The 25749-nt window shown below is 69.3% G+C and carries 17 protein-coding genes and 1 CRISPR repeat array (1 of these 18 only partly in view); of the genes, 9 read left to right on the forward strand and 8 right to left on the reverse strand.

What is annotated here, in order from left to right; translation table 11 throughout:
* Positions 1 to 5156: direct repeats of the CRISPR family, unit length 37 nt; unit sequence GTCGCTCCTCGTGACCGCGAGGAGCGTGGGTTGAAAC; it begins 2840 nt to the left of the window's first position.
* A gap of 285 nt (positions 5157 to 5441) precedes the next feature.
* Positions 5442 to 6794 (forward strand): AHH domain-containing protein, encoded by a 1353-nt coding sequence (locus VZQ01_RS22595; RefSeq protein ID WP_426744433.1) that lies wholly within the window; start codon positions 5442 to 5444, stop codon positions 6792 to 6794.
* Here the strand turns inward: VZQ01_RS22595 and VZQ01_RS22600 are convergent.
* Positions 6747 to 8072: an IS701 family transposase gene (locus VZQ01_RS22600; protein ID WP_408890488.1), complete on the reverse strand. Its 1326-nt coding sequence runs from the start codon at positions 8070 to 8072 to the stop codon at positions 6747 to 6749. The two genes, VZQ01_RS22595 and VZQ01_RS22600, sit on opposite strands and share 48 nt — an antisense overlap.
* A gap of 193 nt (positions 8073 to 8265) precedes the next feature.
* On the opposite strand from VZQ01_RS22600, the gene VZQ01_RS22605 reads away from it, so the two are divergent.
* Genes VZQ01_RS22605 through sitI6 (VZQ01_RS22620) form a run of 4 tightly spaced genes read left to right on the forward strand, consistent with a single transcriptional unit; the run spans position 8266 to position 10889 of the window.
* Positions 8266 to 8847: an imm11 family protein gene (locus tag VZQ01_RS22605; protein ID WP_426744434.1), complete on the forward strand. Its 582-nt coding sequence runs from the start codon at positions 8266 to 8268 to the stop codon at positions 8845 to 8847.
* Positions 8848 to 8869: 22 nt separating this feature from the next.
* A complete protein-coding gene (gene sitI6, locus VZQ01_RS22610; RefSeq protein WP_426744435.1) occupies positions 8870 to 9592 on the forward strand; it encodes a SitI6 family double-CXXCG motif immunity protein in 723 nt (240 codons plus the stop codon).
* A 35-nt stretch (positions 9593 to 9627) separates the two neighbouring features.
* Positions 9628 to 10164: an imm11 family protein gene (locus VZQ01_RS22615; RefSeq protein WP_426744437.1), complete on the forward strand. Its 537-nt coding sequence runs from the start codon at positions 9628 to 9630 to the stop codon at positions 10162 to 10164.
* 5 nt (positions 10165 to 10169) lie between these two features.
* Positions 10170 to 10889: a SitI6 family double-CXXCG motif immunity protein gene (gene sitI6, locus VZQ01_RS22620; protein WP_426744439.1), complete on the forward strand. Its 720-nt coding sequence runs from the start codon at positions 10170 to 10172 to the stop codon at positions 10887 to 10889.
* On the opposite strand, the gene VZQ01_RS22625 is transcribed toward sitI6 (VZQ01_RS22620), so the two are convergent.
* From VZQ01_RS22625 to VZQ01_RS22650, 6 genes are all read right to left on the reverse strand, one after another.
* Entirely contained in the window at positions 10881 to 11573 is a 693-nt protein-coding gene (locus tag VZQ01_RS22625) for a YqiA/YcfP family alpha/beta fold hydrolase (RefSeq protein WP_426744441.1), read from the reverse strand. The genes sitI6 (VZQ01_RS22620) and VZQ01_RS22625 overlap by 9 nt on opposite strands.
* Before the next feature lie 50 nt (positions 11574 to 11623).
* Complete coding sequence (locus tag VZQ01_RS22630) at positions 11624 to 11974, reverse strand: BP74-related protein (RefSeq protein WP_223751138.1); 351 nt, start codon at positions 11972 to 11974, stop codon at positions 11624 to 11626.
* A gap of 133 nt (positions 11975 to 12107) precedes the next feature.
* Positions 12108 to 13388, reverse strand: a complete 1281-nt coding sequence (locus tag VZQ01_RS22635) for a reverse transcriptase family protein (protein ID WP_426744443.1) — start codon at positions 13386 to 13388, stop codon at positions 12108 to 12110.
* 165 nt (positions 13389 to 13553) lie between these two features.
* On the reverse strand, positions 13554 to 15176 hold the full coding sequence (locus tag VZQ01_RS22640) for a hypothetical protein (RefSeq protein ID WP_426744445.1): 1623 nt from the start codon (positions 15174 to 15176) through the stop codon (positions 13554 to 13556).
* A complete protein-coding gene (locus VZQ01_RS22645; RefSeq protein ID WP_426744447.1) occupies positions 15173 to 17116 on the reverse strand; it encodes a gliding motility protein in 1944 nt (647 codons plus the stop codon). The genes VZQ01_RS22640 and VZQ01_RS22645 overlap by 4 nt, the downstream gene beginning before the upstream one ends.
* A gap of 52 nt (positions 17117 to 17168) precedes the next feature.
* Positions 17169 to 17762, reverse strand: a complete 594-nt coding sequence (locus tag VZQ01_RS22650) for a hypothetical protein (protein ID WP_141323493.1) — start codon at positions 17760 to 17762, stop codon at positions 17169 to 17171.
* A gap of 213 nt (positions 17763 to 17975) precedes the next feature.
* On the opposite strand from VZQ01_RS22650, the gene VZQ01_RS22655 reads away from it, so the two are divergent.
* The 4 genes from VZQ01_RS22655 (at position 17976) to VZQ01_RS22670 (ending at position 24991) form a co-directional block, all read left to right on the forward strand.
* The gene (locus VZQ01_RS22655; RefSeq protein ID WP_141323494.1) at positions 17976 to 19160 is read left to right on the forward strand and encodes an AAA family ATPase; all 1185 of its coding nucleotides are present in this window, start codon (positions 17976 to 17978) and stop codon (positions 19158 to 19160) included.
* Positions 19161 to 19473: 313 nt separating this feature from the next.
* On the forward strand, positions 19474 to 19929 hold the full coding sequence (locus VZQ01_RS22660; RefSeq protein ID WP_426744449.1) for a bpX5 domain-containing protein: 456 nt from the start codon (positions 19474 to 19476) through the stop codon (positions 19927 to 19929).
* Entirely contained in the window at positions 19926 to 21848 is a 1923-nt protein-coding gene (locus VZQ01_RS22665) for a hypothetical protein (RefSeq protein ID WP_426744451.1), read from the forward strand. Before VZQ01_RS22660 ends, VZQ01_RS22665 begins: the two co-directional genes overlap by 4 nt.
* Positions 21848 to 24991: a bpX6 domain-containing protein gene (locus VZQ01_RS22670; RefSeq protein ID WP_426744453.1), complete on the forward strand. Its 3144-nt coding sequence runs from the start codon at positions 21848 to 21850 to the stop codon at positions 24989 to 24991. The genes VZQ01_RS22665 and VZQ01_RS22670 overlap by 1 nt, the downstream gene beginning before the upstream one ends.
* A 12-nt stretch (positions 24992 to 25003) precedes the next feature.
* On the opposite strand, the gene VZQ01_RS22675 is transcribed toward VZQ01_RS22670, so the two are convergent.
* Positions 25004 to 25693: a response regulator gene (locus VZQ01_RS22675; RefSeq protein WP_426744454.1), complete on the reverse strand. Its 690-nt coding sequence runs from the start codon at positions 25691 to 25693 to the stop codon at positions 25004 to 25006.
* Positions 25694 to 25749 lie beyond the last annotated feature (56 nt).

Consider the following 25749-nt stretch of genomic DNA (forward strand, 5'->3'; position numbering starts at 1 on the left):
GCAAGGAGTCAATGGTCGCTCCTCGTGACCGCGAGGAGCGTGGGTTGAAACTGCTGGGCGGGGGTGAGGCCACGACCCTCTGTCGTCGCTCCTCGTGACCGCGAGGAGCGTGGGTTGAAACTCAACGCGGACGGCACGCCGAACACGGACCTCATGTCGCTCCTCGTGACCGCGAGGATCGTGGGTTGAAACATCACCAGCAAGCGGCGTTACGGCGCCATGGAGAGTCGCTCCTCGTGACCGCGAGGAGCGTGGGTTGAAACGACATCGTCAGCGGGCCGCCAGCGTTGTCGAGGTCGCTCCTCGTGACCGCGAGGAGCGTGGGTTGAAACATGCCACACCCCACTTGCCGTGGTTGGCCTCAAGTCGCTCCTCGTGACCGCGAGGAGCGTGGGTTGAAACTCTACGTGAGCCGGAAGAACATCCGAGAAATCCGTCGCTCCTCGTGACCGCGAGGAGCGTGGGTTGAAACTCGGCGGGAGAGGGGCGGTCCATGCGAGCGGCAGTCGCTCCTCGTGACCGCGAGGAGCGTGGGTTGAAACGGGTCCTCGTCGGTGGCGGCGGCCTCGGGGCGGAAGTCGCTCCTCGTGACCGCGAGGAGCGTGGGTTGAAACCCCGGCAACGCCAAGGGTGCGCTGGCGCTCTCCATGTCGCTCCTCGTGACCGCGAGGAGCGTGGGTTGAAATTAGCACAAGCCCACCACCGGCCCGGTCTGGTCGACGGTCGCTCCTCGTGACCGCGAGGAGCGTGGGTTGAAATCACCCGGGACCTGAAGGTGGAACAGCGCCTCGCCACGGTCGCTCCTCGTGACCGCGAGGAGCGTGGGTTGAAATTCCTGGCGCAGGACGCCCTCTGCGAGAAGAAGTGGTCGCTCCTCGTGACCGCGAGGAGCGTGGGTTGAAATGAGATGTTCACCTCGCAGGTGTTGGGGTCCTTCCGGTCGCTCCTCGTGACCGCGAGGAGCGTGGGTTGAAATTCCAGTTCAGCGCCCATCAAGGCCACGCCAACCTGTCGCTCCTCGTGACCGCGAGGAGCGTGGGTTGAAATTCCGCGGTGGGGCCGGGGGACATGGGCGTCAGGTCGCTCCTCGTGACCGCGAGGAGCGTGGGTTGAAATGCCTCCGTCCACTCGGCGATGGCGAGCACCTCCGGGTCGCTCCTCGTGACCGCGAGGAGCGTGGGTTGAAATAGGAGGTGGAGGCATCGCAGCGGGCGCAGTCGTCGGTCGCTCCTCGTGACCGCGAGGAGCGTGGGTTGAAATACCTGAATGAACCAGTATTCTTCGCCGTCGATGGGTCGCTCCTCGTGACCACGAGGAGCGTGGGTTGAAATCAGTCGCCCTCCATCCCCGCGATCTTCCCGCACAGTCGCTCCTCGTGACCGCGAGGAGCGTGGGTTGAAATCCGCGAACCGGAGAGGTCTGTCCCGTGCGGCTGGTCGCTCCTCGTGACCGCGAGGAGCGTGGGTTGAAATTAAATGTCGATCTTAACGCGAGATTTTGGGGCGGTCGCTCCTCGTGACCGCGAGGAGCGTGGGTTGAAACAAGGCGCTGGACGCCCCGGAGCTGGAGGGGAAGGTCGCTCCTCGTGACCGCGAGGAGCGTGGGTTGAAACGGGCCAGTCGCGGGTGAGGTGCTCCGCCGTCGTGTCGCTCCTCGTGACCGCGAGGAGCGTGGGTTGAAACTTGTCCCAGGAGCCTTTGCACTCCGGGTACTGTCGCTCCTCGTGACCGCGAGGAGCGTGGGTTGAAACTGCATCCGCTACGCCCTGTCGGAGCTGCCCGACGTCGCTCCTCGTGACCGTGAGGAGCGTGGGTTGAAACGCGTAGGCCGTAATCGTCACAACTCCGAGCGTCGCAGTCGCTCCTCGTGACCGCGAGGAGCGTGGGTTGAAACTGCTTCGCAGTGACGGCGCCCGCGAAGTGGCGCGGTCGCTCCTCGTGACCGCGAGGAGCGTGGGTTGAAACTTGCACTCACGGCAGGTGACCTTGTCCATGTCGCGTCGCTCCTCGTGACCGCGAGGAGCGTGGGTTGAAACCGAAGTCGTACGTGATGCTCGCCGGGAAGGTGTCGCTCCTCGTGACCGCGAGGAGCGTGGGTTGAAACAGCTGAATCTCGCCCTTCGGGAAGGGCACCGTCGTCGTCGCTCCTCGTGACCGCGAGGAGCGTGGGTTGAAACGACCTCATCACCGGGAGGTTGCGCAAGGCGTTGGTCGCTCCTCGTGACCGCGAGGAGCGTGGGTTGAAACACGCGGAGGTTGGTGCCCGCGGTGGTTGTCCACAGTCGCTCCTCGTGACCGCGAGGAGCGTGGGTTGAAACCACCCAATGAGGCGCCGCATTCAACGTCTGGTAGGCGTCGCTCCTCGTGACCGCGAGGAGCGTGGGTTGAAACTTGCACTTCGTGCAGGGCTTGCGCCGCTCCACCGTCGCTCCTCGTGACCGCGAGGAGCGTGGGTTGAAACGACATCGCCGAGGTGCAGCGCAAGGCGCAGGAGTCGTCGCTCCTCGTGACCGCGAGGAGCGTGGGTTGAAACGCCGGTGTCGGCACGACGGCTGCGGTGGGTGGGGTCGCTCCTCGTGACCGCGAGGAGCGTGGGTTGAAACTTCTACGTGGCCAAGGCATCCCGCGCCGAGCGCGACGCGTCGCTCCTCGTGACCGCGAGGAGCGTGGGTTGAAACACGTGCTCCGGCCTGTCGAGGGCGCGGAACAGCAGTCGCTCCTCGTGACCGCGAGGAGCGTGGGTTGAAACATGCGCCGCGCGGCCACAGCCGTGGGCGACTCCGGTCGCTCCTCGTGACCGCGAGGAGCGTGGGTTGAAACCGTTGCCGTGCCGGGCGAGGACTCGACGGAGATGTCGCTCCTCGTGGCCGCGAGGAGCGTGGGTTGAAACGTCGTGCTGCCGCACTGCTCGTCGCGCTCGGCCTGGTCGCTCCTCGTGACCGCGAGGAGCGTGGGTTGAAACCGTGGTTTCATCATCGGGTATTCGGGGAGTGGAGTCGCTCCTCGTGACCGCGAGGAGCGTGGGTTGAAACTCCATCTCCTTGCGGAGATGCTCCACCGCCGCAGTCGCTCCTCGTGACCGCGAGGAGCGTGGGTTGAAACATGTGCGAGCACGTCATTGAGGAGACGCGCGTCATCGTCGCTCCTCGTGACCGCGAGGAGCGTGGGTGGAAACCTCGAGGCCAAGGACGACCCCGTCAAGCTCAAGGTCGCTCCTCGTGACCGCGAGGAGCGTGGGTTGAAACGAGGTGGAGATGCAGCGGCTCGACTCGGGGTCCACGCGTCGCTCCTCGTGACCGCGAGGAGCGTGGGTTGAAACCCCAGGGGCCTCCTGGCTCGACGAGAGCCCAACGTCGCTCCTCGTGACCGCGAGGAGCGTGGGTTGAAACCGCTGGTGGTGGCGGTGGACCTGGCGCTGGTGGGTCGCTCCTCGTGACCGCGAGGAGCGTGGGTTGAACACGTTTAGTGAAGAGGCGGGAAACGAGGGTTGGTAGTCGCTCCTCGTGACCGCGAGGAGCGTGGGTTGAAACCTGAGCTGGAGCCCAAGGCGGAGTAGCGCCCGGGTCGCTCCTCGTGACCGCGAGGAGCGTGGGTTGAAACGGCGGCTTCCTGCCCCTGGGCGGGATGGGGTAGTCGCTCCTCGTGACCGCGAGGAGCGTGGGTTGAAACTACATGCGCCGCATTCGCCACGCGGCGCTGGTGAGTCGCTCCTCGTGACCGCGAGGAGCGTGGGTTGAAACCACCCCAGCGTGGCCGCGTCCCAGCAGACGCGCGGTCGCTCCTCGTGACCGCGAGGAGCGTGGGTTGAAACATACGCGGGTGGACGAATGGCAGTGCGGACGTGTCGCTCCTCGTGACCGCGAAGAGCGTGGGTTGAAACGGGCAGGGGTTGGCCAGGTCCGCCGCGCGCCTAGCGCAGTCGCTCCTCGTGACCGCGAGGAGCGTGGGTTGAAACAGCGCGATGATCCACGCGCCGCATCCACTGCCGGTGTCGCTCCTCGTGACCGCGAGGAGCGTGGGTTGAAACGACACCGACGCCCTTGTCCGCGAGCAGCGCGAGGTCGCTCCTCGTGACCGCGAGGAGCGTGGGTTGAAACTCTACTGCCTCGGGCGCGTTGTTGATTCGGCGCGTCGCTCCTCGTGACCGCGAGGAGCGTGGGTTGAAACGCCGGTGGGAGCAGTGGCATCCCCTGCCGTGGCGTCGCTCCTCGTGACCGCGAGGAGCGTGGGTTGAAACGTATAGGCCCACGTTCCACGCGGCGACGCCTTGGGCGCTCCTCGTGACCGCGAGGAGCGTGGGTTGAAACGCCGGTGTCGAGAGCGCTCTCGCGCGCCATCAGTGTCGCTCCTCGTGACCGCGAGGAGCGTGGGTTGAAACTTGGGCTGCCCGTCGAAGCGCGTCTCGGCGAGCAGGTGTCGCTCCTCGTGACCGCGAGGAGCGTGGGTTGAAACGGTGACAAGGAGGTCGAGCTGTTCGGCGTCGACGGTCGCTCCTCGTGACCGCGAGGAGCGTGGGTTGAAACCGACCAGTGGCTTGTCGAGCACCAGAAGCCCTACCAGTCGCTCCTCGTGACCGCGAGGAGCGTGGGTTGAAACCACTTCGACGAGGGACCGTGTGGCACGGTCCACTGTCGCTCCTCGTGACCGCGAGGAGCGTGGGTTGAAACACCGTCATCCCGCGCCGGTCGTCCAACCAGATGTCGCTCCTCGTGACCGCGAGGAGCGTGGGTTGAAACGGGGAGATGATGTGGCTGGGGAAGACGATGAAGTCGCTCCTCGTGACCGCGAGGAGCGTGGGTTGAAGCCAAACCAAGCGACCGCGGATGTGGAGCTGCCGCGTCGCTCCTCGTGACCGCGAGGAGCGTGGGTTGAAACGTGATGAGGCGGCTCCCATCCACCTGGGGCTGCGTCGCTCCTCGTGACCGCGAGGAGCGTGCGTTGAAACCGCGCGAAGCCCAAGGCGAAGGCACGCAAGGCAGGTCGCTCCTCGTGACCGCGAGGAGCGTGGGTTGAAACACGGTGACGGTCGAGTTCATCACGGACGCGGGCGTCGCTCCTCGTGACCGCGAGGAGCGTGGGTTGAAACTTCTGCGCGGCGACGTACTCGGGACCGAAGCGCTGTCGCTCCTCGTGACTGCGTGGAGCGTGGGTTGAAACCAGCACGCTGGTGCAGATGCGTTGTGAAGAGGTTGCCGCTGATGACCATGGGACGCACGGTGTAGGAACGCTTCCGCACCAAGGCTGCTCCTGGTGACCTGAAGGAAGTCGTTTGACGATGAGGCCCTCCTTCTGTGGCCCTGAAGTCCTGCCGGACCTGCGAGGACTGGAGGGACACCGTAGAAGTCCAGCAGGTTGGAAACTCATGTGCCCCGCTGAGATTGTCAGCCTCTGCCGTCAGGATGCCCAACCCTGCCTCCCAACGAGGCGCTTCCGGGGGATGCCATGAGATGGGCTTTGGTCATTTCGTTGCTGCTTCTTGCCGCAGGGTGCTCGACCACCCGGGTTGTCCATATCGACGCCGGCAATGGACAGCGGGTTGTCCATGCGTCGGTGGAGGTCGCTCCAGTCGAGGTGGGCGAGGACGCGTTCATGTCGGCCCTCACCCGGCTCATTCTCGACATGCGCATGGACGTTGCCTTCCGGGACGCCGATGAACTGGACGCGCGAGGATGGGAGCGGTCCAGGACGCTGCTCGCCTCCGCGAAGGGCCTCGCGGACTCCCACTCGGGGACTTCACCCGAGGCCCTGTACTCGCGCATCTGCTCCGACGCGGATGGCTGTCTGACCCTCATCGAGGGAACGGGGCTGACGTTCTCACGAATGGACCGGACGCTCATGGCGCTGTCCTTCGCGCTCGATACCGTGTGGGAGAGTGTCGAGGCGGAAGTCGGCAAGATGCTGAACCCGGCCGCGCTCAAGGCCATGGTGACCTCGGCCGCGCTGACCGTGCTGCTCACCATGACCCTGCCCGAACCCGTCACCAAGGTCATCGCGGTGGCGCTGACGGCGGCGATGGTGGCCTATCTGGGCATCGTGCCGGTCTGGGAGATTGGACGCGGTTTCGTCCAGTTGTGGGATGATGCGGGCAAAGCGATGAGCGTCAGCGAGCTGCAGGACATTGGTCGTGGCTTCGGAAAGGTTCTCGGCGCGAACGGCACACGTGTCCTGGTGCTCGTCGTCATGGCCGCCCTTGGCGGAAAGAGCGCAATGGCGGCTCAGGGGCCGAAGCTCCCGGGGTTTCCGCAGGCCGCGCTCCGGGCGCGGAGTGAGGCTGGCTTCCAACTCAGTGCGGCGTTGACTGGTGGCGTGTCATCCATCGCGCTGCCTGCCGCTGGCGTGCTGAGCGTGACGTTGGCTCCCGGCGCTGCTGCTGCTCTCGCGATGTACTCGGACGGACGGTATCCGGGCGATGCGGAGGGCCCGGTCCACCACATCTGCACGAACAAGAATCTGGTCTCTCCGGCCTCTGGCGGTCCGTGGACGCCGTTGTGCGAAGAAGTCTTCGCCCGGGCAGGGATGTCCCTGGAGGATGTGGCCAACAAGGTGCGCCTGAGCGGGCATCAGGGGCCCCATCCGCGTGCCTACCATGAGGCCGTGTTACGGAGGCTGAACGATGCACTTGGAAAGTGCCGGAACAAGGATGCATGCCGGAGCCGGCTGCTCGAGGAACTCGCGAAGATCTCCGATGACCTCCTGAGGTCAGACTCGACTTTCGCCATTTTAGAGCGAGGGAGAGAGCGCGGCGGTCTACTCCGCGCTCTCCAGAGATGGCGGGGCGCGAGAGGCAGCACGTAAGTTGGCGCGAAGTCGACGCGGCGAATGCCAGCGGGCCCGGGCCAGGGAGGATTGAGCCAGGCGGAGGACATCCGCGAAGCTGACCGAGGTCTTGGTGGTGTACCAGGGGCGCAGAGGCACCCTCAGCTGTTGCCAGCTGGCGGTGAGCTCCAGGTACCAGAGGACGAGAAGGGTGTAGCTCAAGCCAGCGAAGGGAGCGGTGCGAAGCACGGCCAGGCGACGGCGGGCCCGCGAGTCGGCGAAGCCAAGCAGTTGCTTCAAGTCCCGGAAGAGCACTTCGATGCTCCACCTGAAGGCATACCGTTCCACCACTTCGAGGGCAGACAGGGAGGGGGCGGTGCAGAAGAAGACTCGCAGGGGGCGGCTTCCACTTGTCATCCGCACGACGACCACCTTGAGCATCCGCTCGCCGGCAGCACTCCTCCACCGGGCCACCACCTCCTTGTAGTCCACCTGCTGCGAGCGGCCGTAGAGCTGGGCTGTCAGCCGCATCCAGGGGAGTGCTGAATCTCTGGCAAGGGCCTCGGGCTTGGGCACCGGCACGTCACGCGTCAGCCAGCGGCCCGTTTTCCGCGAGCGGCAGCGGTGCACGCGCGGGCGCGTCAGCACTGCATCTGGACGCATGGCTCCGACGAAGACGAGCCGCTGCGGCAACCCCTTGAGCAGGGTGCTGCATGAGTACGCTTCGTCCGCGGCCAGTTCCAAAGGGCCCGTTGGCAGCCAGCTGAGGACACGCTCAACCAACTCTCGGCCCAACTGCGTTTTCTTCCGGTGCCGGATGTCCCTCCTCTGGCACTCGGCTTGGGTGCGGTAGAGCCGGAAGAGAACGGGCAGTGCCCAGGGGCGCGCAGCAAAGGGCACGTGCACCAGCACCGCGAGCGTCACCCAGACGTGGCCGAAGCAGAAGACGCGCATGGCCCGGGTGGAGCGAACCGCATCCAGGTGACTGCCCAGGCCGAAAACCTTCGGCCCCTTGTGACTGCAAAGGGTGTCATCGAGTACCAACCGCACGGGTCCCAATGCCGCCAGCTTCAACAGGAGCAGTCGGCCTACCTCGTCCGTACTCCACCGCGTCCGGGAGAAGAAGCGATGGAAGGCCGCATGGTGCTGCACGCCCGACACTCCTGCGGCCACCAGCGCCTCGGTAACGGCGTGCGTGCCTCCACTGCACACCCAGCCGGCGAACAGCACCAGGAAGCGGAGGAACGAGGGCTCGGTGAACGCCGGCCGAACCAGCTGCAGGACTCGAAGCAGTGCATACAAATGGGAAGCGGCCATCGCAGACCTCGAAGGTGCTGGAAGAGGCGTGTCTTGCCGGACACCTCTCTCAGCTGGTCTCGATGGCCGCTCTTTACCAACCCTCAGCCCTCTCTCCTCTCGGCCCCCTGCTTGGGCATCCCACCCCAAAAGGGCGAAAGTCGAGTCAGATTCCGAGCTTCGACGCCTGATAGTTCCCAGTGAGGGATAGTGGATGCCTGACGAGAACTTCTACGACATCGGGATTGCGGACCTCCCTCAGTGGGTCCTGGAGCTGCCTGTTCCGGCTGCAGGTGGCGAGCTGGAAGACCCCTGGATGTTCAGCGATGGAAGACCCTTGCCAGACCCAGGACCTTTGAGGAGCAGGCCGTTCCGTGATGGACCGCAGCGCTCCTTCTCGGTGGCGAACTCGGGGCGAACCCCTATCGCGGATGAACAGGTCGCGCGGGTCTTCCGCAAGCTGGCTCCTGATGACGTCCAGGTCTTCCCCATCGAGGTCGAGGGTGCGAAGACGCCGTTCTACATCATCAATGCAACCCGGTGCTTCCAGTGCGTCGATGAAGAGAACTCCTTGGAGGTGCAGCGCTACCCTCCAGAGGGCGTCGCGCCCGAAAGGGTGGGGACGTACCGTGCAATCCACGGGCTGCGTATCGACGCTTCCAGGACGGCAGGAGCCCGGGTCTTCCGCATACAGGGCTACTCCTCCGCGCTCATCATCTCCGAGGAGATCAAGAGCGCCCTGGAAGAAGTCGGGAACCTTGGCGTGACATTCGAGCGCGTCACCGGGCCGCGTTGACGTTGGAGGAGGGCGAGGACACGTGGGGCGATTCTTCTGGGTGGACGAGGACAATCGGGTCGCGGATGGGTATGGCGGGAGGGTCAATGCCTCGCACCGATGGGGACTGCCCGGCCTGAGAGACTGTCCCGGCTGTGGCGAGACCTGGAGTTCCTCCGGTCATGCCTATCCGAGTGTCGACCTGTCGCTCTTGGAACAGCATTGCGAGTTCGAGAGAGCCAGACCCGAGCCATATCCGGAGTTTGTGCGGCTGCGAGAGTTGGTTCGTCCCCTGGCACCCCCTGGGGACTCGCTGCCTCCCGGGACGGAGTTCGGTCCCCTCGAAGGAAAAGCGCTCGGGAAGTACCCTTCGTTCGCCTGGCTCGGCTCAAGCCTTCTTGTCCACCACCTGGACCTGGAGTCCCTTCAGGAAGCAGGACTCCAAGGACTGGTCGGTTACCCGACCGCACTGACTGCTCGTCAGAAACCGGTGACAGACCTGCTGGAACTGGAGGTGCTCCCGCGAGGCGCCCTCCATCCCGACTGCTTTCCTCCCGACGAGCCTCCTCCGTGCTCGACATGCGGTCGACTGGGACTCAGTCGCCCCGATGAGCCGCTCCTGGACGTGGCCTCCCTGCCTGCGGACCTGGACCTGTTTCGCGTGGGCAACTTCGCGACGATGGTCATCGGCACGGAGCGCTTCAAGGATGCCGTCGAGCAATTGGGGCTCGATGGCCTCACCTTCCGTGAGCTCCCGACCCGTTGAGGACTCACTCTCGATATTTCCTCCTCAAGGAGGACGTGAAGGCCGGGGCATGGTTTCTGGGTGACCCGGTGGACGCACTCGGCCAGAAGGTGGAGGACATCTGGGCCTTCACGGAGGGACGTCCGGTTCAGGTGCACGGACGCTTGAGGATTCCCATCATCGAGCCCGGTCGCCGGTTGGAGTTCAGCGCCGCGGGCGTCGGCGCGACTCCCATCGTCCACGTCCGGTTGGCCACGGTCCTCGCTGAGCTGGCCCCGGATGACGTGCAGCTCATCCCCGTGGAGGTCGAAGGCAGCCCCGACCAGTTCCTCATGCTCGTGGCCACGAAGCTGGTGCGCTGCATCGACGAGACCGCCTCGCGAGAAGTGCAGCGCTACGGGCCAGACGATGGGCGGCCGGAGAAGCTAGGCCAATACCAGTGCGTCGCAGGGATGCGGATCGACCCTATCCAGGTTGGCGACGCCAGGGTGTTTCGCACCTGGGGTTGGACCAGCGCCCTCGTCGTCTCGGAGGACATCAAGAACGCCCTGGAGCGTGCGAAGGTCGAGGGGGCCACGTTCGAGGAGGTCTGAGCCACATGGGGCGGTTCTTCTGCATCGGTGAAGACACGGAGGTCATCGAAGGGTACGGCGGGAACTTCGATGCCGAGCATCGGTGGTTCCTTCCCGCACTGAAGGATTGTCCTGGTTGCCGCGCGAGCTGGAGTGACTTTGGTTGCTCCTACCCCAGTGTCGACCTGTCCTCCCTCGCGGAACAGCTCTTGTTCGAGAACAGGCCCGAATCCTTCCAGGAACTCGTGCGGCTGCGTGAGCTCGTCCGCCCTCTGCTCCCTCCCGGTTCCCCACTTCCCCCGGGGGCGGAGCTCGGTCCCCTCACCGGCAAGGCGCTCGGGAAGTTCCCCTCATTCTCCTGGTTCATCGCTTCGCTCGTCGTGAACCTCGGGGACCTGGAATCACTCCAGGAACAGGGACTGACAGGACTCGTCGGTCACCCCACCGCGCTGACGGCTCGGCAGAAGCCCGTGACGGACCTGGTGGAACTCGAGGTCCTCTCTCGCAGCTCCCTGCATCCCGCTTGCTTCCCTCGGAACACACTCGCGCCTTGCTCGACCTGCGGTCGGCTCGCGCTCCGTCGTCCCGACAAGCCCATCCTCGACGCGGCCTCACTGCCCACCGACCTGGACCTGTTCCGCCTGACGAACTTCTCCGCGCTGCTCATCGTCACCGAGCGCTTCAAGGACGCTGTCGAAGCGCTGGGACTCGATGGCCTCACCTTCCTGGAAGTGGCTTCACGCTGAACCGCCCCAGGGCCGCAGGAACGCCTCCGTCTGCTCCAGGATGAAGGGCAGGGACGCGGTCAGCTCGTGGCCGTCGTCCACCTCCACCAGCTTCACGTTGCGACGGCCCTCTGCCCACCGGCGCGAGTTGGCGATGTCACACGTGTCGTCCGCTCGCCCGTGGATGAGCAGCGTGGGCACCCTCACGTCGGGCCAGTTCCCCAGACTCTCGTCCAACGCCAGCGCGTCCTCGACGAAGCCCCAGTGGACTTTCGACGTGCGCTTCTCCACGAAGTCCTCCGTCGGAATCCAGCCCGTCGTCCGCCAGTGCTCCCAGAGCGCCTCGCCCATCCGCTTTCGCAGCTGCGTCACGATGTGGAACGCCGGCGCCATCAACACCAGGCCACACACCCGCGCGTCCTCCGCCGCGACTCTCGCCGCCGTCAGCCCTCCCAGGCTCGAACCCAACAACACCACCCGGTCCTGCTTGCCACCCAGCGCCGCTCGCACCGTGTCCGTGATGGCGCTCAGCTTCAGCTCCTCGAACGAGGGCACCCGCAGGTTCAACCGCTCGATGTGGACGCCCAACGGCTCGAAGTGGCGGCTCAACGCCAGACCCTTCGTCGAGTTCGGGCCGGACGCGAAGCCATGCAGATACATGAAGCGAGGAGCCAGGGGCGCGGGCGCTGGAGGAAGGTCGCTCATGTCCTCCACTGTAACGTCGCCCCGGGCCCCCGGCTCAGGTGATTCCCCGGTCACTTCACCTCACGCGCGAGCCTCGAGTCCCACGGGCACCAATGGCCACCCGGCAGGAACGCGCCCCCCGCCTCGTCCAGGTGGTCCTCCACGTACGTCATGTTCGCGTCGCAGACCTCGATGGCCACCTCGAAGAAATTGATGGTCGACGGGTCCAGGTGGAACGAGAACCTCGGGTTGTACGGCTGGGTCCGCTTCATGATGCGCCCATGCACGTGGATTCGGTTCTTCTCCTCGCCGGAGAGAATCCTCCGGGCGTGGGCAATCGTGTTCTCGTCCGTCAGCTCGATGACGAACTCGACACCGGGGGAGCTCGGCTGCGTGAAGGCGAAGCGGGCGGCGTTGGCCATGGGGCGACTCCTGTGAGGGTGAGGAGCGCCGATGTAGAGGCCCTTCAACTCCCTCACCACGCGCCCGCAGGGCAGGTGTGGAGAACCGGTGCATTCCTCGCGCTCCCCCGCAGCCTTTTCGACAGCGGGCCACTCACCCTCGCGGCTTGCGTCGCCTCGCGAGACGAGCCGCGTGCTCCGGATTCAACATCTTCACGTACGCCAGCATCCCGTCGATGCGCGCGCGCTGCTTCGCGTCCCCGCCGTCCTCCTGGTGGATCATCGCCCGCAGCTTGCGCCGCTCCTCGCGAGACAGCCCGAGCCCCGCGTTCACCGTCACGCCCGTGACGCGCTGTCGTCCACCCCGACGCTGCACCCGCGTCTTCGCGGCGTTCACCTCGAAGCCCTCGTCCCTCACGTACCTCGCGGCGAGCGCTCGCACCTTCTCCATCGCCCCCACGTCATCCCCGGAGAACGTCAGGTCATCCGCGTAGCGCGTATAGGTATACCCATACCGCCGCGCCAGCCCCGCGAGCCGCCGGTCCAAGCGCATCACCACCGCGTTGCACAGCCCGGGGCTCGTCGGCGCGCCCTGCACGCACGAGCGCGGCCCCACCGGCACGTGGAACACCGTCCCCTCCACCTCCACCGGCTGCCGCTCCGCCTCCGTCATCAACACCGCCAGCGTCGCCGCCACCGGATAGCCATACCCCAACGCGAGCAGCAGCCCGCGCACCCGCCCCACCGTGACCGACGGGAAGAAGTCCTTCACGTCCAGCTTCAACACCACCCGACGCCCCACGTGCGGCGCCGCGCCCGTCTTGATGGAGCGCCCCGACACGAAGCCGTGCGCGTGCTCGCTGCAAGGCAGCTTCGCCACCAGCAACGTCAGGAGCCGACGCTGCACCGCCTTGAGCTTGCGCTTGGGCGCATGCAGCAGCCGCGTGCCCCCCGAGCGCTTCGGCACCGAGAACGTCACGTAGTGCGCCACCCGCTCCCGGACCCGGTGTGTCGCGTAGTGCCGGAGCTGGCCCACGGTGAGCTCCAGCGCCGCCGCCACGTCCTCCTCCGTCCGCCACACCGGCAGCCCGTAGCGCGTCAGCTGTGCCTCGTCCGTCAGCAGGTCGCGCACGTCGCGGTTGCGCGTGCGGAACGTCGTGGAGAAGAAGCGCCGCGCCTCACCCCGGGTCATCAGGGGCTTGCGGCCCGGGGTGTAGACGCGCCTGCCCTTGGGCAGGAGTCGCGCGTCCCGGATGATTTCGCGCCGGTGTCCGGGCTTCAGCGGGCCCGAGGTGGCCACCGTCTCCCGCACCACGTCCGCCGCGCGTCCGCTCGCGTCGCGCGTGGAGGCGTCGAGCCGCGAGACATCCCGCGTCACCGGCTTCGGGGTGAAGAGCCCCTTGAACCAACCCAGCGTCGAGTCGAACCAGCTCATGGTGCTCCGGGAGGGGCCAGGGGACGACCTGCGAGGCGCTGGACCCGGGGCTCCCTGCGTTCCGTACGCAGGGACCCTGGAGAAGAAGTGGGGACAAAACACCGCCGCGGCGAAACACCGCGGCACCGACGGCTCATCTGTGAGCCCCAGCCCTTCCCGTGAGCGTCACCGGTTATCGTCATCGCCGCCGTCCTCGTCAAGCGTCTCGCCCTCGCCGTCCTGGTCGCTCCGGGCCTCGGGCCTCTCCGCCTGTCGGAGCGCCTCCAGCGCGGCCTCCGAGGGCGCCGCCGAGCTCGCCCGCTCCTTGCGCCGTGCCTTCGCCACCCGCAGCAGCGCGAGCAGGTGCGCGCACGGCCCGTGGTTCATCAGGTTCTCGCGGAAGAACTCGCACTTGCACGTGCCGAACAGCAGCCGGTCCTCGTCGTTCAGCACCAGCTCCACGGCGGTCTGCGGACCCACGCTCCCGTGCACCACCCAGTCGCGATGCACGACCTCGCGCAGCACGTGGCCCTCGGGCGTCGGCAGCTTGCGCACCTTGCGCGTCTCGCGCACGTCCTCGCTGGTCACGACCACCTGGCCCACCGCCGTCAACCGCTCCGCCTCCTCGCGCCTCGGGTCCGGCGGATACATCCGTCCCAGGTCCACCGGCGTCGCGAACAGCTCACGGTGACGCCAGCGCCGCGCCTCGACGTCGAACATCACCCGTCCCGCCGCGCACTGCGCCGCCAGCGCTGTCGCCACTCGCGCCTTGTCCGCGCCCAGGGCCTGAACGACCTCGTCCGTGGACGCGTGGAAGCGCTCGCGCAAGAGCCCGAGCACGCGTGCCGCCAGCGCCTCGTCCCGCTCGGGCTCCAGGAGCAGGTCCATCCCCGCCGTGCCCGTCCACCGGTTCGCCGTCCACCCGGACAGCCCCAGCACGAAGCGCACGCGCGGCCCCAGGTGCACGCTGTAGAAGTGCGGCAGCGCGCGGCCCTTCAGGTACACGTCCACCGAGTCCGCGTACGGCAGCAGCGGCTCGAGCAAGCGCAGCCGACGCCGTCCCCACGTGCGCACCGTGCGCGGCTCCGTGTGGCCATGCACCGCGCCTCGCAGCGGCACCACCTGCTCCCAGGGCTCCAGCACCAGCCTCGCGTCCTGGTCCGGCGTGAACTCGTACCGCAGCGCTCGCGGTGACACCCGCGCCTTGGTGAACGTGAGGAAGCGCACCGCGGCGAGCAGGTCCACCGGACGCACCGTCAGCTTCGTGCCCGGCATCGCCATGCCGCCCTGGAGCTGGAGGAAGCCTCGCACCCAGTCGTCCGGCACCTCCACCTTCTGCTCGAAGCGTCCGCCCGCGCGCTCCGTGCGCACCTCGAAGCCCTCGGCGCCCACGCGCAGGTGCGTGTCCCGGCTGGTGCGCAGCTCCCCCAGCGCGGACCACAGCCACGCGGTGAAGTCCACGTTCGTCGTGCCGCAGGCCACCTTGCCCTCGGGCTCGAAGCACTCGCGGTCCACGATGACCATCCCGTACGCGCTCTGGTCCTGGCTGAACGCCTCGAAGAAGACCCGGTCCGGGTGCACGGTGATGATGGGGTCCAGCACTCCCCACCACGTCGAGGTCCACTCGTCCGAGTGCCAGATGAGCTGCCCCAGCGCCTGCAGCGCCAGTCGCAAGGGCAGCACGTCCTTCGCCACCTTCGCGTGGAAGCGCACCGGCCGGTGCTGGTCCACCGACAGGCCCAACAGTGAGCGCTCGCGCGTGGACTCGAAGACGGAGGGCGTCGCGTACGACAGGCCGAAGGTCGTCACGGCGAGGCCTCCTTCGTGGGCGCTGAGAAGACGCGGGGGGTCTCGGCGGGGCCGCGCAGCTCGGGCCAGCGCCGGAGCACCTTCGCCAGCAGCTCCACCAGCTCCTCCTTGGGATAGCGCTGGTCGGGCAGCGCGAAGGCGTCGCGCATCCGGGCGAGCAGCCTTCGCGCCGTGTCCACGTCATACAGCGCCGCGTTGGTCAGCGCGCCGAAGGCCATCAGCCGCGTGCGACGGTGCAGGGGCCGCAGGAGCGCGGCTTGGAGCACGTCCGTGTTGCTCGCGGCGAGCTCACGCGCGCGCGGGGCGTCGCGACCGAGCAGCCGGAACGCGAGCGCCTGCACGTGAATCTGCGGCGACTCCAGCAGGTCCCTCACCGCGCGCGGGTCCGCGAGGTAGAGCTCATCCGAGCGCATGAGTAACAGCCGCGCGAGCCGGTTCTGCGACAGGAGCGTCTTGTCCGCCCAGATGGCGTACGCCGGTATCGCCCCGAGCACGTTGGCGGCGCGGCGCGCGAAGACGCCGTCCTCCTTCGGCAGCTCCTCGTAGTGCGTGGCGAGCGCGTCCAGGACCCGAACCCACTCGCGCTGCCGCTTGTTGCCCGCGTGCGTGGGCTGGGCCTGCGTCGCCGCGCGGCTGGCGAGGAAGTCCAGCAGCTCCTCGTCCCGGCGCTCCAGCGCGCGCCCCACCAGCTCCGGGTACGACGAGTGCCAGCCGGAGGACACGTGCATGCGGAACGGGCCGCGGAGCAGCTCCGGGAAGCGCGCGTACAGCATCACCGCCGTGGGGTCCGTCAGCGGCAGCACGCGGGTGACGCCGAGGCCGGGCCGGTTCCACTCGCCGCCGGTGCCCGCGACCTGGAGCAGCCGCCCGCGCGTCACCGCCGGGTCCGCCTTCGCGTCGTGCACCAGCTTGAGCACCTCCTGGTCGAAGGTCTCCGCCGTCGCCGACGTGCGCAGCGCCGCGCCCCACACGTCCTCCCAGCCGCGCACCCGGCACAGCTCCAGCAGGTCCGGCAGGCCCTTGGCGTTCTTGGCTCTGGCGCGAAGGCCGGCCCAACGCGGGAAGACCGTGGACAGGTGCGCGAGCAGGTAGGGCACCACGTCGCGCCCGCGCTTCTCCGCCAGCTCCACGAAGACCTCCGCCGCTCCCGTCGGCGCGACGTCCGGGTGGTGCTCCTCCAGCGCGCGCACCAGCGCCTGGGAATCCTTCACCGACTGCGTGAGCGCGAACACGTCCGCGCGCCACGCGTCCTCGGTGACGAGCCGGCGATAGAGGGCCCAGGCGAGCTCGGTGTCGCCGCGCGCGAGCAGCCGCTCCCGCAGCGTGGTCCACATCGCGTGCTGCTTCTCCTGGGGAACCCCGGGACCCCACGCGAAGGGCAGGCGTTGACGGATGAAGGGCCGGGCCAGCTCCGCGTCCACGTCATCCAGCGCGAGCGCCGTCGCCTCGTCGAGGCGCCCCGTCTCCACGTCCAGCTTGGTCAGCACCAGCCGCCGGGCCGCCCGCGTCCTGGCGTCACGGAAGCGCTGGGTGAGGTCCTCGCGCCAGCGGGCCTCGGCCTTCTTCAGGCCCAGGCCCTGCTGCCGCCACTCGTACAGCCGACGGAAGACCTCCACGTCGTCGTGGCGGTCCGCGTCCGCGAGCCACGTCTCCAGCGCGGCGGCGTTCTCGCCCTGCCAGGGGTCCACCCACTTCCCGGCCGCGGTGAGGTTGCCCACCCTCAGCCACGACAGGATGAGCGGACGGAACAGCACGCGGTCCCGCACGTGCAGCGACGGGCCCCACAGCCAGGAGAACTCCCGGAACCAGGGCCGCTGCGCGAGCGCCTCCAGCTGTGCGCGCAGCTCCGCGTTGGACTGTCTGCGCGCGAAGGTGCTCCGGATGGCGGCGTCCATCTCCCGCGCCTCGCGTCGTCTGCGCTGCTCCCAGCTCTCGCTCACACGTGGAGGTCTACACCGTCCGGCCGAGGGTGCGCACGATGGAAGGTGAGGCTCAGAATCGGACCACCGGACCGACAATCACGGACTGGAGCAGCTTGGCGCACTCGTTCACCGACTCGCGCGTGAGCTTCACGTCGCAGAACTGGAACGCGGTGGCGGCGGAGATGCCCCAGCGCGAGCTGAACCAGCCATCCACGCCCACGCGGAAGGCCATGCTCGTGGTGTCCACGTTCTTGCGCAGGAAGGTGCCGAACTCGTCCGGCGCGAAGGTGCTGCCCCAGCTCTTCGACAGCCTGGCGCCCACCCACGGGTTGATGGGCTTGTCCCGGAAGAAGCGCAGCCGCGCCTCGATTCCCACCGCCTTGTAATCCAGTTGCGTCCGCTCCAGGCGGTCCTGCCGGGCCGCGTCCCGCAGCTCGTTGCCCCACGTCTCGGAGACCTCCGCGAGCAGGCCGATGGACAGCCCTGGCGGCGACTCCACGCCCAGGTAGCCGTGCAGCGCGGGGCCCTTCGCGCGCAGGTCGCTCAGGTGGTCCAGGGTGATGCCCGCTCCCAGCGACGCGTAGCCATGCCAGCCATCCGCCACCGCTTGCGTGCCCACGCCGAGCACGCCCACCAGCGCCACCCACTTCGACATCTTTTTCATGGAACGCAGTCTATGTCCGACCTGACGCCGGGGCATGAAGAGGTGTGTCGTGTCATGAAGGCCGGTGGCGTCCCGTCACGAAGGCGCCCCCGGTCGGCCTCGTGGCCATTCCTCTCGCGCTGGAATCCCGGCACCGCGAGGCAGGTGTGTGTCGACTGGAGGGTGTCCGGGGACTCTTCGCGCCGGCCAAGTCCGGCGGTTAGGCTTTCGTGCATGTCCGTCACCTTCGAAGCCGCGGCCAGCGCCGTCCGCGATGCCCTCTCCGACGCGGGTCGGGGGCTGGTCGAGCGCGAGGCCATGGTGGAGCTCATCGCGCTGTCCGCGGTCGCCGGTGAGCACCTGCTCGTCATCGGGCCGCCCGGCACCGCCAAGAGCGAGGCCGTCCGTCGCACCGCTCGCGCGCTGGGCGGCTCCTACTTCGAGTACCTGCTGGGCCGCTTCACCGAGCCGTCGGAGCTGTTCGGTCCGGTGGACCTGCGCAAGCTGCGCGAGGGCCTGGTGGAGACGCAGACCACGGGCATGTTGCCGGAGGCGGACGTCGCGTTCCTCGACGAGGTCTTCCTCGGCTCCACGGCCATCCTGAACACGCTGTTGGGGTTGCTCAACGAGCGGACGTTCCGGCGGGGGCACACGCGGATGAAGTGCCCGCTGCGCGTCTGCGTGGGCGCGGCGAACGCGCTGCCGGAGGACGAGTCGCTCGCGGCGTTCGCGGACCGGTTCCTGGCGCGCATCTTCGTCGAGCCCGTGCCGGACCCGCGACTGGAGGACCTGCTCACCGGCGGCGCGATGCCGTGGGACGCGGAGGGCGGGCGGTGGGTGTCGTTGGAGACGCTCGATGTGCTCTCGCGAGCGGCGCGGGAGGCGGACCTCGCGGGCGTCCGACCGCAGCTGGCGCATGCGCTGCGCTCGCTGCGCGCGGCGGGGCTGGGGTTGTCGGACCGGCGCGCGGTGAAGGCGCAGCGGCTGGTGGCGGCCGCGGGGGTGCTCGCGGGGCGCTTGGTGCCCACGGCCTCGGACTTGTGGCCGCTGGTGTACGTGGTGCCGACGAAGGAGGGACAGGCGCTCGCGCGCGACGTGCTGCGGGAGGTGCTGGCCTCGTCGGAGAACCCGGCGCTCGCGGCGGCGGCGCTGGAGGCGAGTGCCGGTCCCCGGGCTCGCGCGCAGCGGCTCGCGCAGGCGGGACAGGCGCTGCTCGCGGAGCGGCCCGCGTCGGACTCGGCGGAGGCGCTCGCGGTCTGGCGGCTGAAGCTGGAGGGCGTGGCGCGGGAGATGGACGCGAGCTTCGCTCCGGAGTCGCTGAGCGATGACCTGAAGGTGCTGCGCGCGGGGCTCACCGAGGCGCTCGCCGTGAATGGAGCGGCGACTTCCGAGACGGTGGCCCGGGTGCAAGGGGTCTGAGGCGCACCGAGGGGTCTTCTGGCCCCGGTGCTCGGACCCTGGCGAGGACAGGCTGTGGGGAGGCGTGTGTGTCGAAGCATGGACAGGCGCGGCGTGACGCGGGTGCTCGCCGGGAGCGGACGATGAGCGGGTGTGCGGCGGAGCACGGACAGGCGCCGTGGGGCGCACGATGCCGCGCTGATGCGGCAGGCTTTCGGCTCGGAGTGCCCGGTGCGAGGCGTGTGGTGGAACACCGGCAGGCGCGGTGGGAGACAGGGCACTTCGTGGGTGCGGCGGTCTGCTTGTCGGACGGCGCGCAGGGTGGAGCACGGGCATGAGCAGTGAGACTCAGGGTGCCCTGCCGGTGCGGTGGGGCCCGCGCGCGCAGCCGCTGGAGCCGCTGGCCGTGGTGGGCGTGGGGGACGTGGCCCGTGCGCTCGCCCGGCGCGTGCTCCTGGCGGATGACGCTCGGCTGTCCACGTGGAGTGGTGTCGCGGGACGGGGTGTGCTCGTGCTGCTGGGCGCCTCCGAGTCCCTGCCGTGGGTGGATGGCGTCACGTACCTGGGGCGAGACGTCTCCGCGCCGTCGCTGCTGCTGCCGTGCGCGGTGGCTCCCGAGGTGTTGGTGTCCGTGCTGGAGCGGGCGCTGCTCTCGCGCGTGGAGGTCGGTGGCACGCCGTGGGCCGTGTTGCCCTCGGGGCCGTGGTTGCTGTCCGTTGCGTCGGCCCGGCCGGTGCACCGCGCCACGCTCGCCGCGTGGCTCGCGGACGAGGAGGGCGGGGCTTCATGAGCGCGCTGCCTCCCTCCCTGAGTCCCTGGGCCGAGTCCCTGTCGCTGTTCCCCGAGCCCCTGTCGCTCCACGTGGGCGCGTATGTCGCGCGACTGGCGGCGGCCGTGGGTGGGATGCGCTCGCGCTCCAACATGGAGGGCGGTGAGCCCGAGGGATATGACGGGCTGTCCCGGCGCGGCTCGTTCGACCGACTGCTCGTCAGTGAGTGGCTCTGGGCGCTGGAGGCTCCCGAGGAGCTGGTGCGTCGCGCCGCCTTCGGAGAGCTGTCGTACCTGAAGCCCTCGTTCCGACAGCCGCAGGGCGCGCGTCGCACGGTGGTGCTGCTGGACGCGGGGCCGGACCAGCTCGGCAACCCGCGCATCGCGCACCTGGCGCTGCTCATCGTCATGGCCCGCCGCGCCGAGGCCGCGGGGGCGGCGTTCACGTGGGGCGTGCTCCAGGCGCCTCCTCCGAAGCAGCGCCCGTACTCCGAGGTGACGTGGTCGCTGGTGTTGTCCTGGCTCGGCGCGAGGGACCTCGCGCCGCCAACGGAGGAGCAGCTCGCCGCGTGGCGTGAGGCGCTCGCGCTGGAGGCCACTCCGGAAGATGCGTGGCTTGTCGGCGATGCCCGGCTGGCGCGGCTTCCGAGCGCACGCGGGTTGTCTCGCGTGGAGGTGGGCGAGGTGATGGAGCCTGGCGAGCGCAAGCTCCAGGTGGACGTGCGCCCCGCGTCGCGTGAGGCGCGCTCGGTGGTGTTGGACTTGCCGCCCGCGGACGACTGCGTCCGGCTCCTGAGAGACCCGTTCCAGGCGCGCGTCGCGAAGCCCGTGGTGCGCCTGTCCGAGGACCGGCCCACGTCGTTCCACTTCTCCGCGGAGGGCCGCCGGCTGGTGACGTTCCACGCGGATGGCAGTGTGTCCGCGATGGCCATCCCCGCCTCGCCGACGGCCACCCTCCCCAAGCCCCGGCGCATCAAGGTGAAGCCGAACCAGACGGTGCTGGCCGCGGGCTGGCGTCCGAATGGCGGGCTGCTCACGTTGATGGAGCGCGAGGACCGCTACGTGCTCCACGGCACGCTCTCCCAGCCGCGCATCCACCGGGGCGTGGGGTCGGCCGAAATCATCGGCGGGTGGTCGTCCGGCTATGCGCCCACGTTCCCCTCCGCGACCCCGGGACCGGGGCGCCTGTTCTCCTGGCGGGACCGGGGCCGTCACGAGATGGTGCTGCTGCTGACGCGCACCGGCGGGCTCTTCCTCGTGTATCGCGTCGAGGCCGAGCAGCGCATCGAGATGGTGGCGCTCGACTACCCGGTGACGGCGATGGTGGAGGTGGGCAACAAGCTCGTCTACATCCGTGGCGGCGCGAAGGTGCCCGTCAGCTCGCGGCTGGAGCGACTGAGGCGTGAGCCCTGGCAGACGGGGGACGCCGGCAAGCCGGTGTTCGTGCTCGCGCCGCAGGAGGATGCGCCCGCGCCTCCGCCCCGGACGTCGCTGCACGTCATGGGCACCTGGGACGCCGAGGACGTGGTGCTGAACGTGAAAATGGGCGAGGCCTGTTTCGGTTGGGCGAGTGATGTCCCGGTGGTCCAGGGCATGGGGCTGCTCGCGGCGCGACACGCATCGAATGTGTGGCGCATGTTCCTCGCGGACCACCAGGTGGACATCACCGTGCCGGAGGGGGCGCGGGTCGTGGGCGTGGGCGGCTGTCACGTCGCGGAGCACCAGGCGGGACTGTTCGTCCTGGCCGCGGACCAGCGCACGCTCCTGTGGCTGACCGAGAAGCGCGAGACCGTGCTGAGGAAGGCGTCGGATGTGGTGACACACGCCGAGGTCAGCCACTCCGCGCCGCTGCTCGCGTGGCTGACGCGAAGTGGAGAGCTGGTGGTGCTGGACCTGCTGATGGGGCGGGTGCTCTACCGCGCGACGACGGGAGGGAGGTGATGCGTCCTTCGCCTTCGCCACGTCAGCACCTGCATCGTGGCACGGTGAGCGCCGTGGCCTTCTGGTTCGACCCGGTGCTGCTCTCGGAGGACGAGGCGCGTCGGCGGGTGATGTCGCTGTGGGCGCCGGGGGCCTCCGTGCTGTGGGTGGCCAACGGTTACCTGCTGCGCCTGCCTGGCGCGCGTCGCTGTGACGCGGGGACGAGTCCGGGCCTCGCGCTCACGCTGGAGCGAGGGGTGCTCGTCTCGGCGCCGCTGTCGTCCGCGGAGTGGGAGCGGGTGGAGGCGCGGCCGGGTTCGCTCGTGCTCGTGCGAGGGGGCCGGGCCTGCGTGCATCCGGTGACGGGCGCGCTGCCGGTGGATGTGGCCTCGTGGCTGGACGTGTCGGCGTGGACGGCGGTGCCCACGCGGGGACTGGGTGCGCCACCGGCCCCCGTGGCGTCCGTGGTGGAGCCGAAGGCGCCGCTCACCCGGGCCTTCTTCGGCTCCGCGGTCCCCGAGCTGTCGACGGAGGCGAAGGAGGTGCTGGCGCGCATGCAGGGACGCGTGGCGGAGGCGCCCGCCACGGTGAAGCCCGTGGGGTGGAGGGAGCGACTGCGCGCGGCGTTCGGGCGGGGTGGTGCGATGGCGCGTGGTGGCTTGCTGTCGCGGTTGCGCGCGGCCCTCGGACCGGGGGATGAGGCGCGGCCTGGTGGGTTGTCGCGGCGCGGGAGCGATGGTTCAGGAACGCGTCCTGGGGTGTTGTCGCGACTGCGCGCGGCCTTCGGGCGAGGCGAGGGCGCTCGTCCAGGTTCGAGGTCGAGCTCGTCCGCCGCCAGGCGTGAAGGTTCGGCGGGGTGGTGGAGTCGGCTTCGCGCCGCGTTCGGCGGAGGTGCTGACGGCGCGCAGGCACGTGAGCCGGCGGCGCTGACCCGGGCCTCTGGTGGGAGCACGGACGGCTGGCTTGGCCGGTTCACCGCATGGCTCGGGAGCGGTGGCACCACGAGCGACGGCGCGCTCACCTCGGGAAAGCCGTCCTGGTTGGGTCGATGGTTGTCGTCCCTGTTCTCCACCGTGGAGGACGCGCAACCTTCGGGCACTCGCGCCCAGGCTCCGGGGCCGCGTCCCGCTCCGCCGAGCCCGGGTGTGTTCTCGCGCCTGTCCCAATGGCTCATCCACCAGTCTCCGCTGAGCCAACTGCTCCTGCGTCGCAAGGCGGAGTACCTGCGCCGCCTCTTCGAGATGTTCGAGGACGGGGACCTGCGAGAAGCCCTGCGCCACGCCGTGCCGCTGGGCGGAGGCGCCCCCGATGCGAACACCCGCGAGGCGCTCGGACTGCCGGGGCCTCGCGAGAAGCTCACGCTGCAGCTGGGGCCCCGGGGGCCCGCCACCACCTTCGCGGGCGGCGAGGACCTCTACGAGGCGCTGCGCCAACGCTACCGCGCGGCCTTCCAACGCTTCGAGCGCGAGGGCCGCATCGATGAGGCCGTGTTCGTGCTCTCCGAGCTGCTCGGCGCGCACCTGGAGGCCGTCGCCTTCCTGGAGAAGCACGGCCGCTTCCAGCTCGCCGCGGAGCTCGCCGAGGGCCGCGCCCTGGGCCCCGGGCTCGTCGTGCGCCAGTGGTTCCTCGCGAAGGACCCCCAACGCGCGGTGGCCATCGCCCGGCGCAGTGGCTGTTTCGCGGACGCGGTGCTCCGGCTGGAGCGCACGCACCCCGAGGAGGCCCGCGCGCTCAGGCTCCTCTGGGCCCAGGACCACGCCGACGCGGGCAACTGGTCTCAGGCCGTGCAGGTCATCTGGCCCGTGGTGGAGAAGCGGGAGCTGGCGCGCGGGTGGTTGGAGCGCGGCGTCGAAGTGGGGGGCCCCACCGGTTCGCGGCTGCTGGCCCGCTGGGCCTGCGCGTTCCCGGATGGCCTGTCCTCCACGCGCGCTCGCGTGTCGGCCCTGCTGGATGACGAGACGCCCCAGGGCGGCCTGGAGCGGCTCGCCTTCGCCGAGGCCCTGTCACAGGAGTCCGTCTCCGCCATGCGCGCGACGCTGCTCCAGCCCACGGTGCGCGCCCTGCTGAAGGACCGCGCCGCGGGCCGCGCGCACGTCACCGTCGACCTCCTCGAGCGACTGCTCAAGGAGCTGCTCGACGGCGCCCTGCGCGCGGACCTGCCCACGCTGCCCGCGCAGCGCCTCCCGGCCTGGGGCTCGGACCCGAAGCAGCCTCCCGTCGTCGCGTCCGCCTCGCTCGCCGACGCGGGGACCCACTTCGTCCACGACGCCGTGGCCCTGGCTGGCGGCCGCGTGCTGCTCGCGCTGGGGGAGGCGGGCGCGGTGCTGCTCAACGCCGAGGGCCGCAGGCTCGCGCACCTGGATGTCCCCGCCTTCTCGCTGGTGGCCTCGCTTCACGCGGACCGCGTGCTGGCCCTGGCGCCCCGGGGCGAGCTGTACCGCGTGTCCCGCGTCGACGTGATGGCGCGCACGGCCACGCACTGGTGCGACCTCGCCATGGAGAGCTGGGCGCCCACCTACGACGGCGGGAGCTGGTTCGTCGTGTCCGGCCACACGGTGATGATGCTGGACGCCCAGGCCCCCGACGCGCGGGCCCTGTGGCGCGTGGCGGAGGTGCCCGGCACCGTGCGCTCCCTGGCCGCGGACGACGCGTGGCTGAGCTTCGCCACCAGCCACCTGGAGCGCTGGACGTACGAGCTGCGCAACGGCCCCACGCTGCGCGCGCGTGGGCCGCTGGTGTCGGGACCGGCGGAGGAGGTGCTGGGGCTGCGCTCCTGCGCCCTCACCCCGGACGGCGAGGCCCGCGCGGCCGTGCTCATGGTCGACGAAGGGCCGCTGTTCCGCCGCGTCGACTGGCTGTGGCTGCCGCCCAACATCCCCCGACAAGCCACGCCGTGGGTCTCCGAGGCCGGGCTCGGTGAGCCCGTGCACCAGGTCCTCACCTCGACGTGGCGCGCGGAGGTGGTGCGCTGCGTGGAGGGCTGGGACGCGCGACTGCTCGATGCCCGGGGTGTCCTGCGCGCCCGGCTCACCCTCACCTTCGAGGGAGACACGCCGCCGCGCGTGCGGCTGGGAGGCTCGACGCTGCTCGTGTACGACGTGCACGGCCGCGTGCTGTGCCTGGACCTGGAGCACGGCGCCGTGCGCCACGTCGTCGCCGCGTGACGACAGGGACGCTCAGGAGCGGGTGAGCAGGTCCGGCGGCACATCGACGGAGGTGGCGCGCAGCACGCGGGCCTCGTCGTCCACGTCCAGCACCACGCGCACGCCCTCGACGGAGACGAGCAGCGCGGGAGGTGTGCCCGGCAGCGCCATCAGCCACGTGGACGCCATGGGCAGCTCGGAGCCCACCAGCTCCGCGGCGCGCAAGAGGTGCATGCGGACCGAGTGTCCCACCGGCGCGGGCAACAGGCGCAGCGGCAGGGACACGTCCTCGCGCAGCTCCAGCGAGTACGCGCCGGCCGGCTCGCGCGAGGGGAGCGCCGCCGCGAAGCGCAGGCGCGAGCGCACCGCGCCCATCATCGACTCGGGCGTGGGAGGCTTGTGCAGGTAGCCCACCACGCCGCCCAGCGGCACCTCCTGGCCGTGCAGCGCCTCGGAGAACATCAGCACGTTCAGGTGCCGCAACCGCGCATCCATGCGCAGCTGCCCGTACAGCTCCCAGCCATCCATGCGGGGCAGCATCAGGTCCAACAGGATGAGGTCGGGGTGCCCGGCGCGCGGGTGGGTGCGCAGCCAGTCCAGGGCCTCCACGCCGTCCGAGGCGTGGCTCACGGCGACGCCCTCCGCGTGGGCTGCATCGGCCAGCCGCTTCCGCCAGGAAGGGTCATCCTCGACGAGGAGGAGATGGCGTACGGAGTGAGACATGAGGGATGGGGGGGAGGAGACCCGTTCTCATTAGCGCGCGCCACCTTTTCGCGCTC

The organism is Myxococcus faecalis (assembly GCF_050039385.1).
Taxonomy (GTDB): Bacteria; Myxococcota; Myxococcia; order Myxococcales; family Myxococcaceae; genus Myxococcus; species Myxococcus fulvus.

Coding starts and splice junctions, on each gene's coding strand:
- VZQ01_RS22670 (WP_426744453.1), top strand. CDS start 21,848: ATGCGTCCTTCGCCTTCGCCACGTCAGCACCTGCATCGTGGCACGGTG.
- VZQ01_RS22595 (WP_426744433.1), top strand. CDS start 5,442: ATGAGATGGGCTTTGGTCATTTCGTTGCTGCTTCTTGCCGCAGGGTGC.
- VZQ01_RS22675 (WP_426744454.1), bottom strand. CDS start 25,693: ATGTCTCACTCCGTACGCCATCTCCTCCTCGTCGAGGATGACCCTTCC.
- VZQ01_RS22655 (WP_141323494.1), top strand. CDS start 17,976: ATGTCCGTCACCTTCGAAGCCGCGGCCAGCGCCGTCCGCGATGCCCTC.
- VZQ01_RS22650 (WP_141323493.1), bottom strand. CDS start 17,762: ATGAAAAAGATGTCGAAGTGGGTGGCGCTGGTGGGCGTGCTCGGCGTG.
- VZQ01_RS22665 (WP_426744451.1), top strand. CDS start 19,926: ATGAGCGCGCTGCCTCCCTCCCTGAGTCCCTGGGCCGAGTCCCTGTCG.
- VZQ01_RS22660 (WP_426744449.1), top strand. CDS start 19,474: ATGAGCAGTGAGACTCAGGGTGCCCTGCCGGTGCGGTGGGGCCCGCGC.
- VZQ01_RS22625 (WP_426744441.1), bottom strand. CDS start 11,573: ATGAGCGACCTTCCTCCAGCGCCCGCGCCCCTGGCTCCTCGCTTCATG.
- sitI6 (WP_426744439.1), top strand. CDS start 10,170: ATGGGGCGGTTCTTCTGCATCGGTGAAGACACGGAGGTCATCGAAGGG.
- VZQ01_RS22600 (WP_408890488.1), bottom strand. CDS start 8,072: ATGGCCGCTTCCCATTTGTATGCACTGCTTCGAGTCCTGCAGCTGGTT.
- VZQ01_RS22605 (WP_426744434.1), top strand. CDS start 8,266: ATGCCTGACGAGAACTTCTACGACATCGGGATTGCGGACCTCCCTCAG.
- VZQ01_RS22635 (WP_426744443.1), bottom strand. CDS start 13,388: ATGAGCTGGTTCGACTCGACGCTGGGTTGGTTCAAGGGGCTCTTCACC.
- VZQ01_RS22630 (WP_223751138.1), bottom strand. CDS start 11,974: ATGGCCAACGCCGCCCGCTTCGCCTTCACGCAGCCGAGCTCCCCCGGT.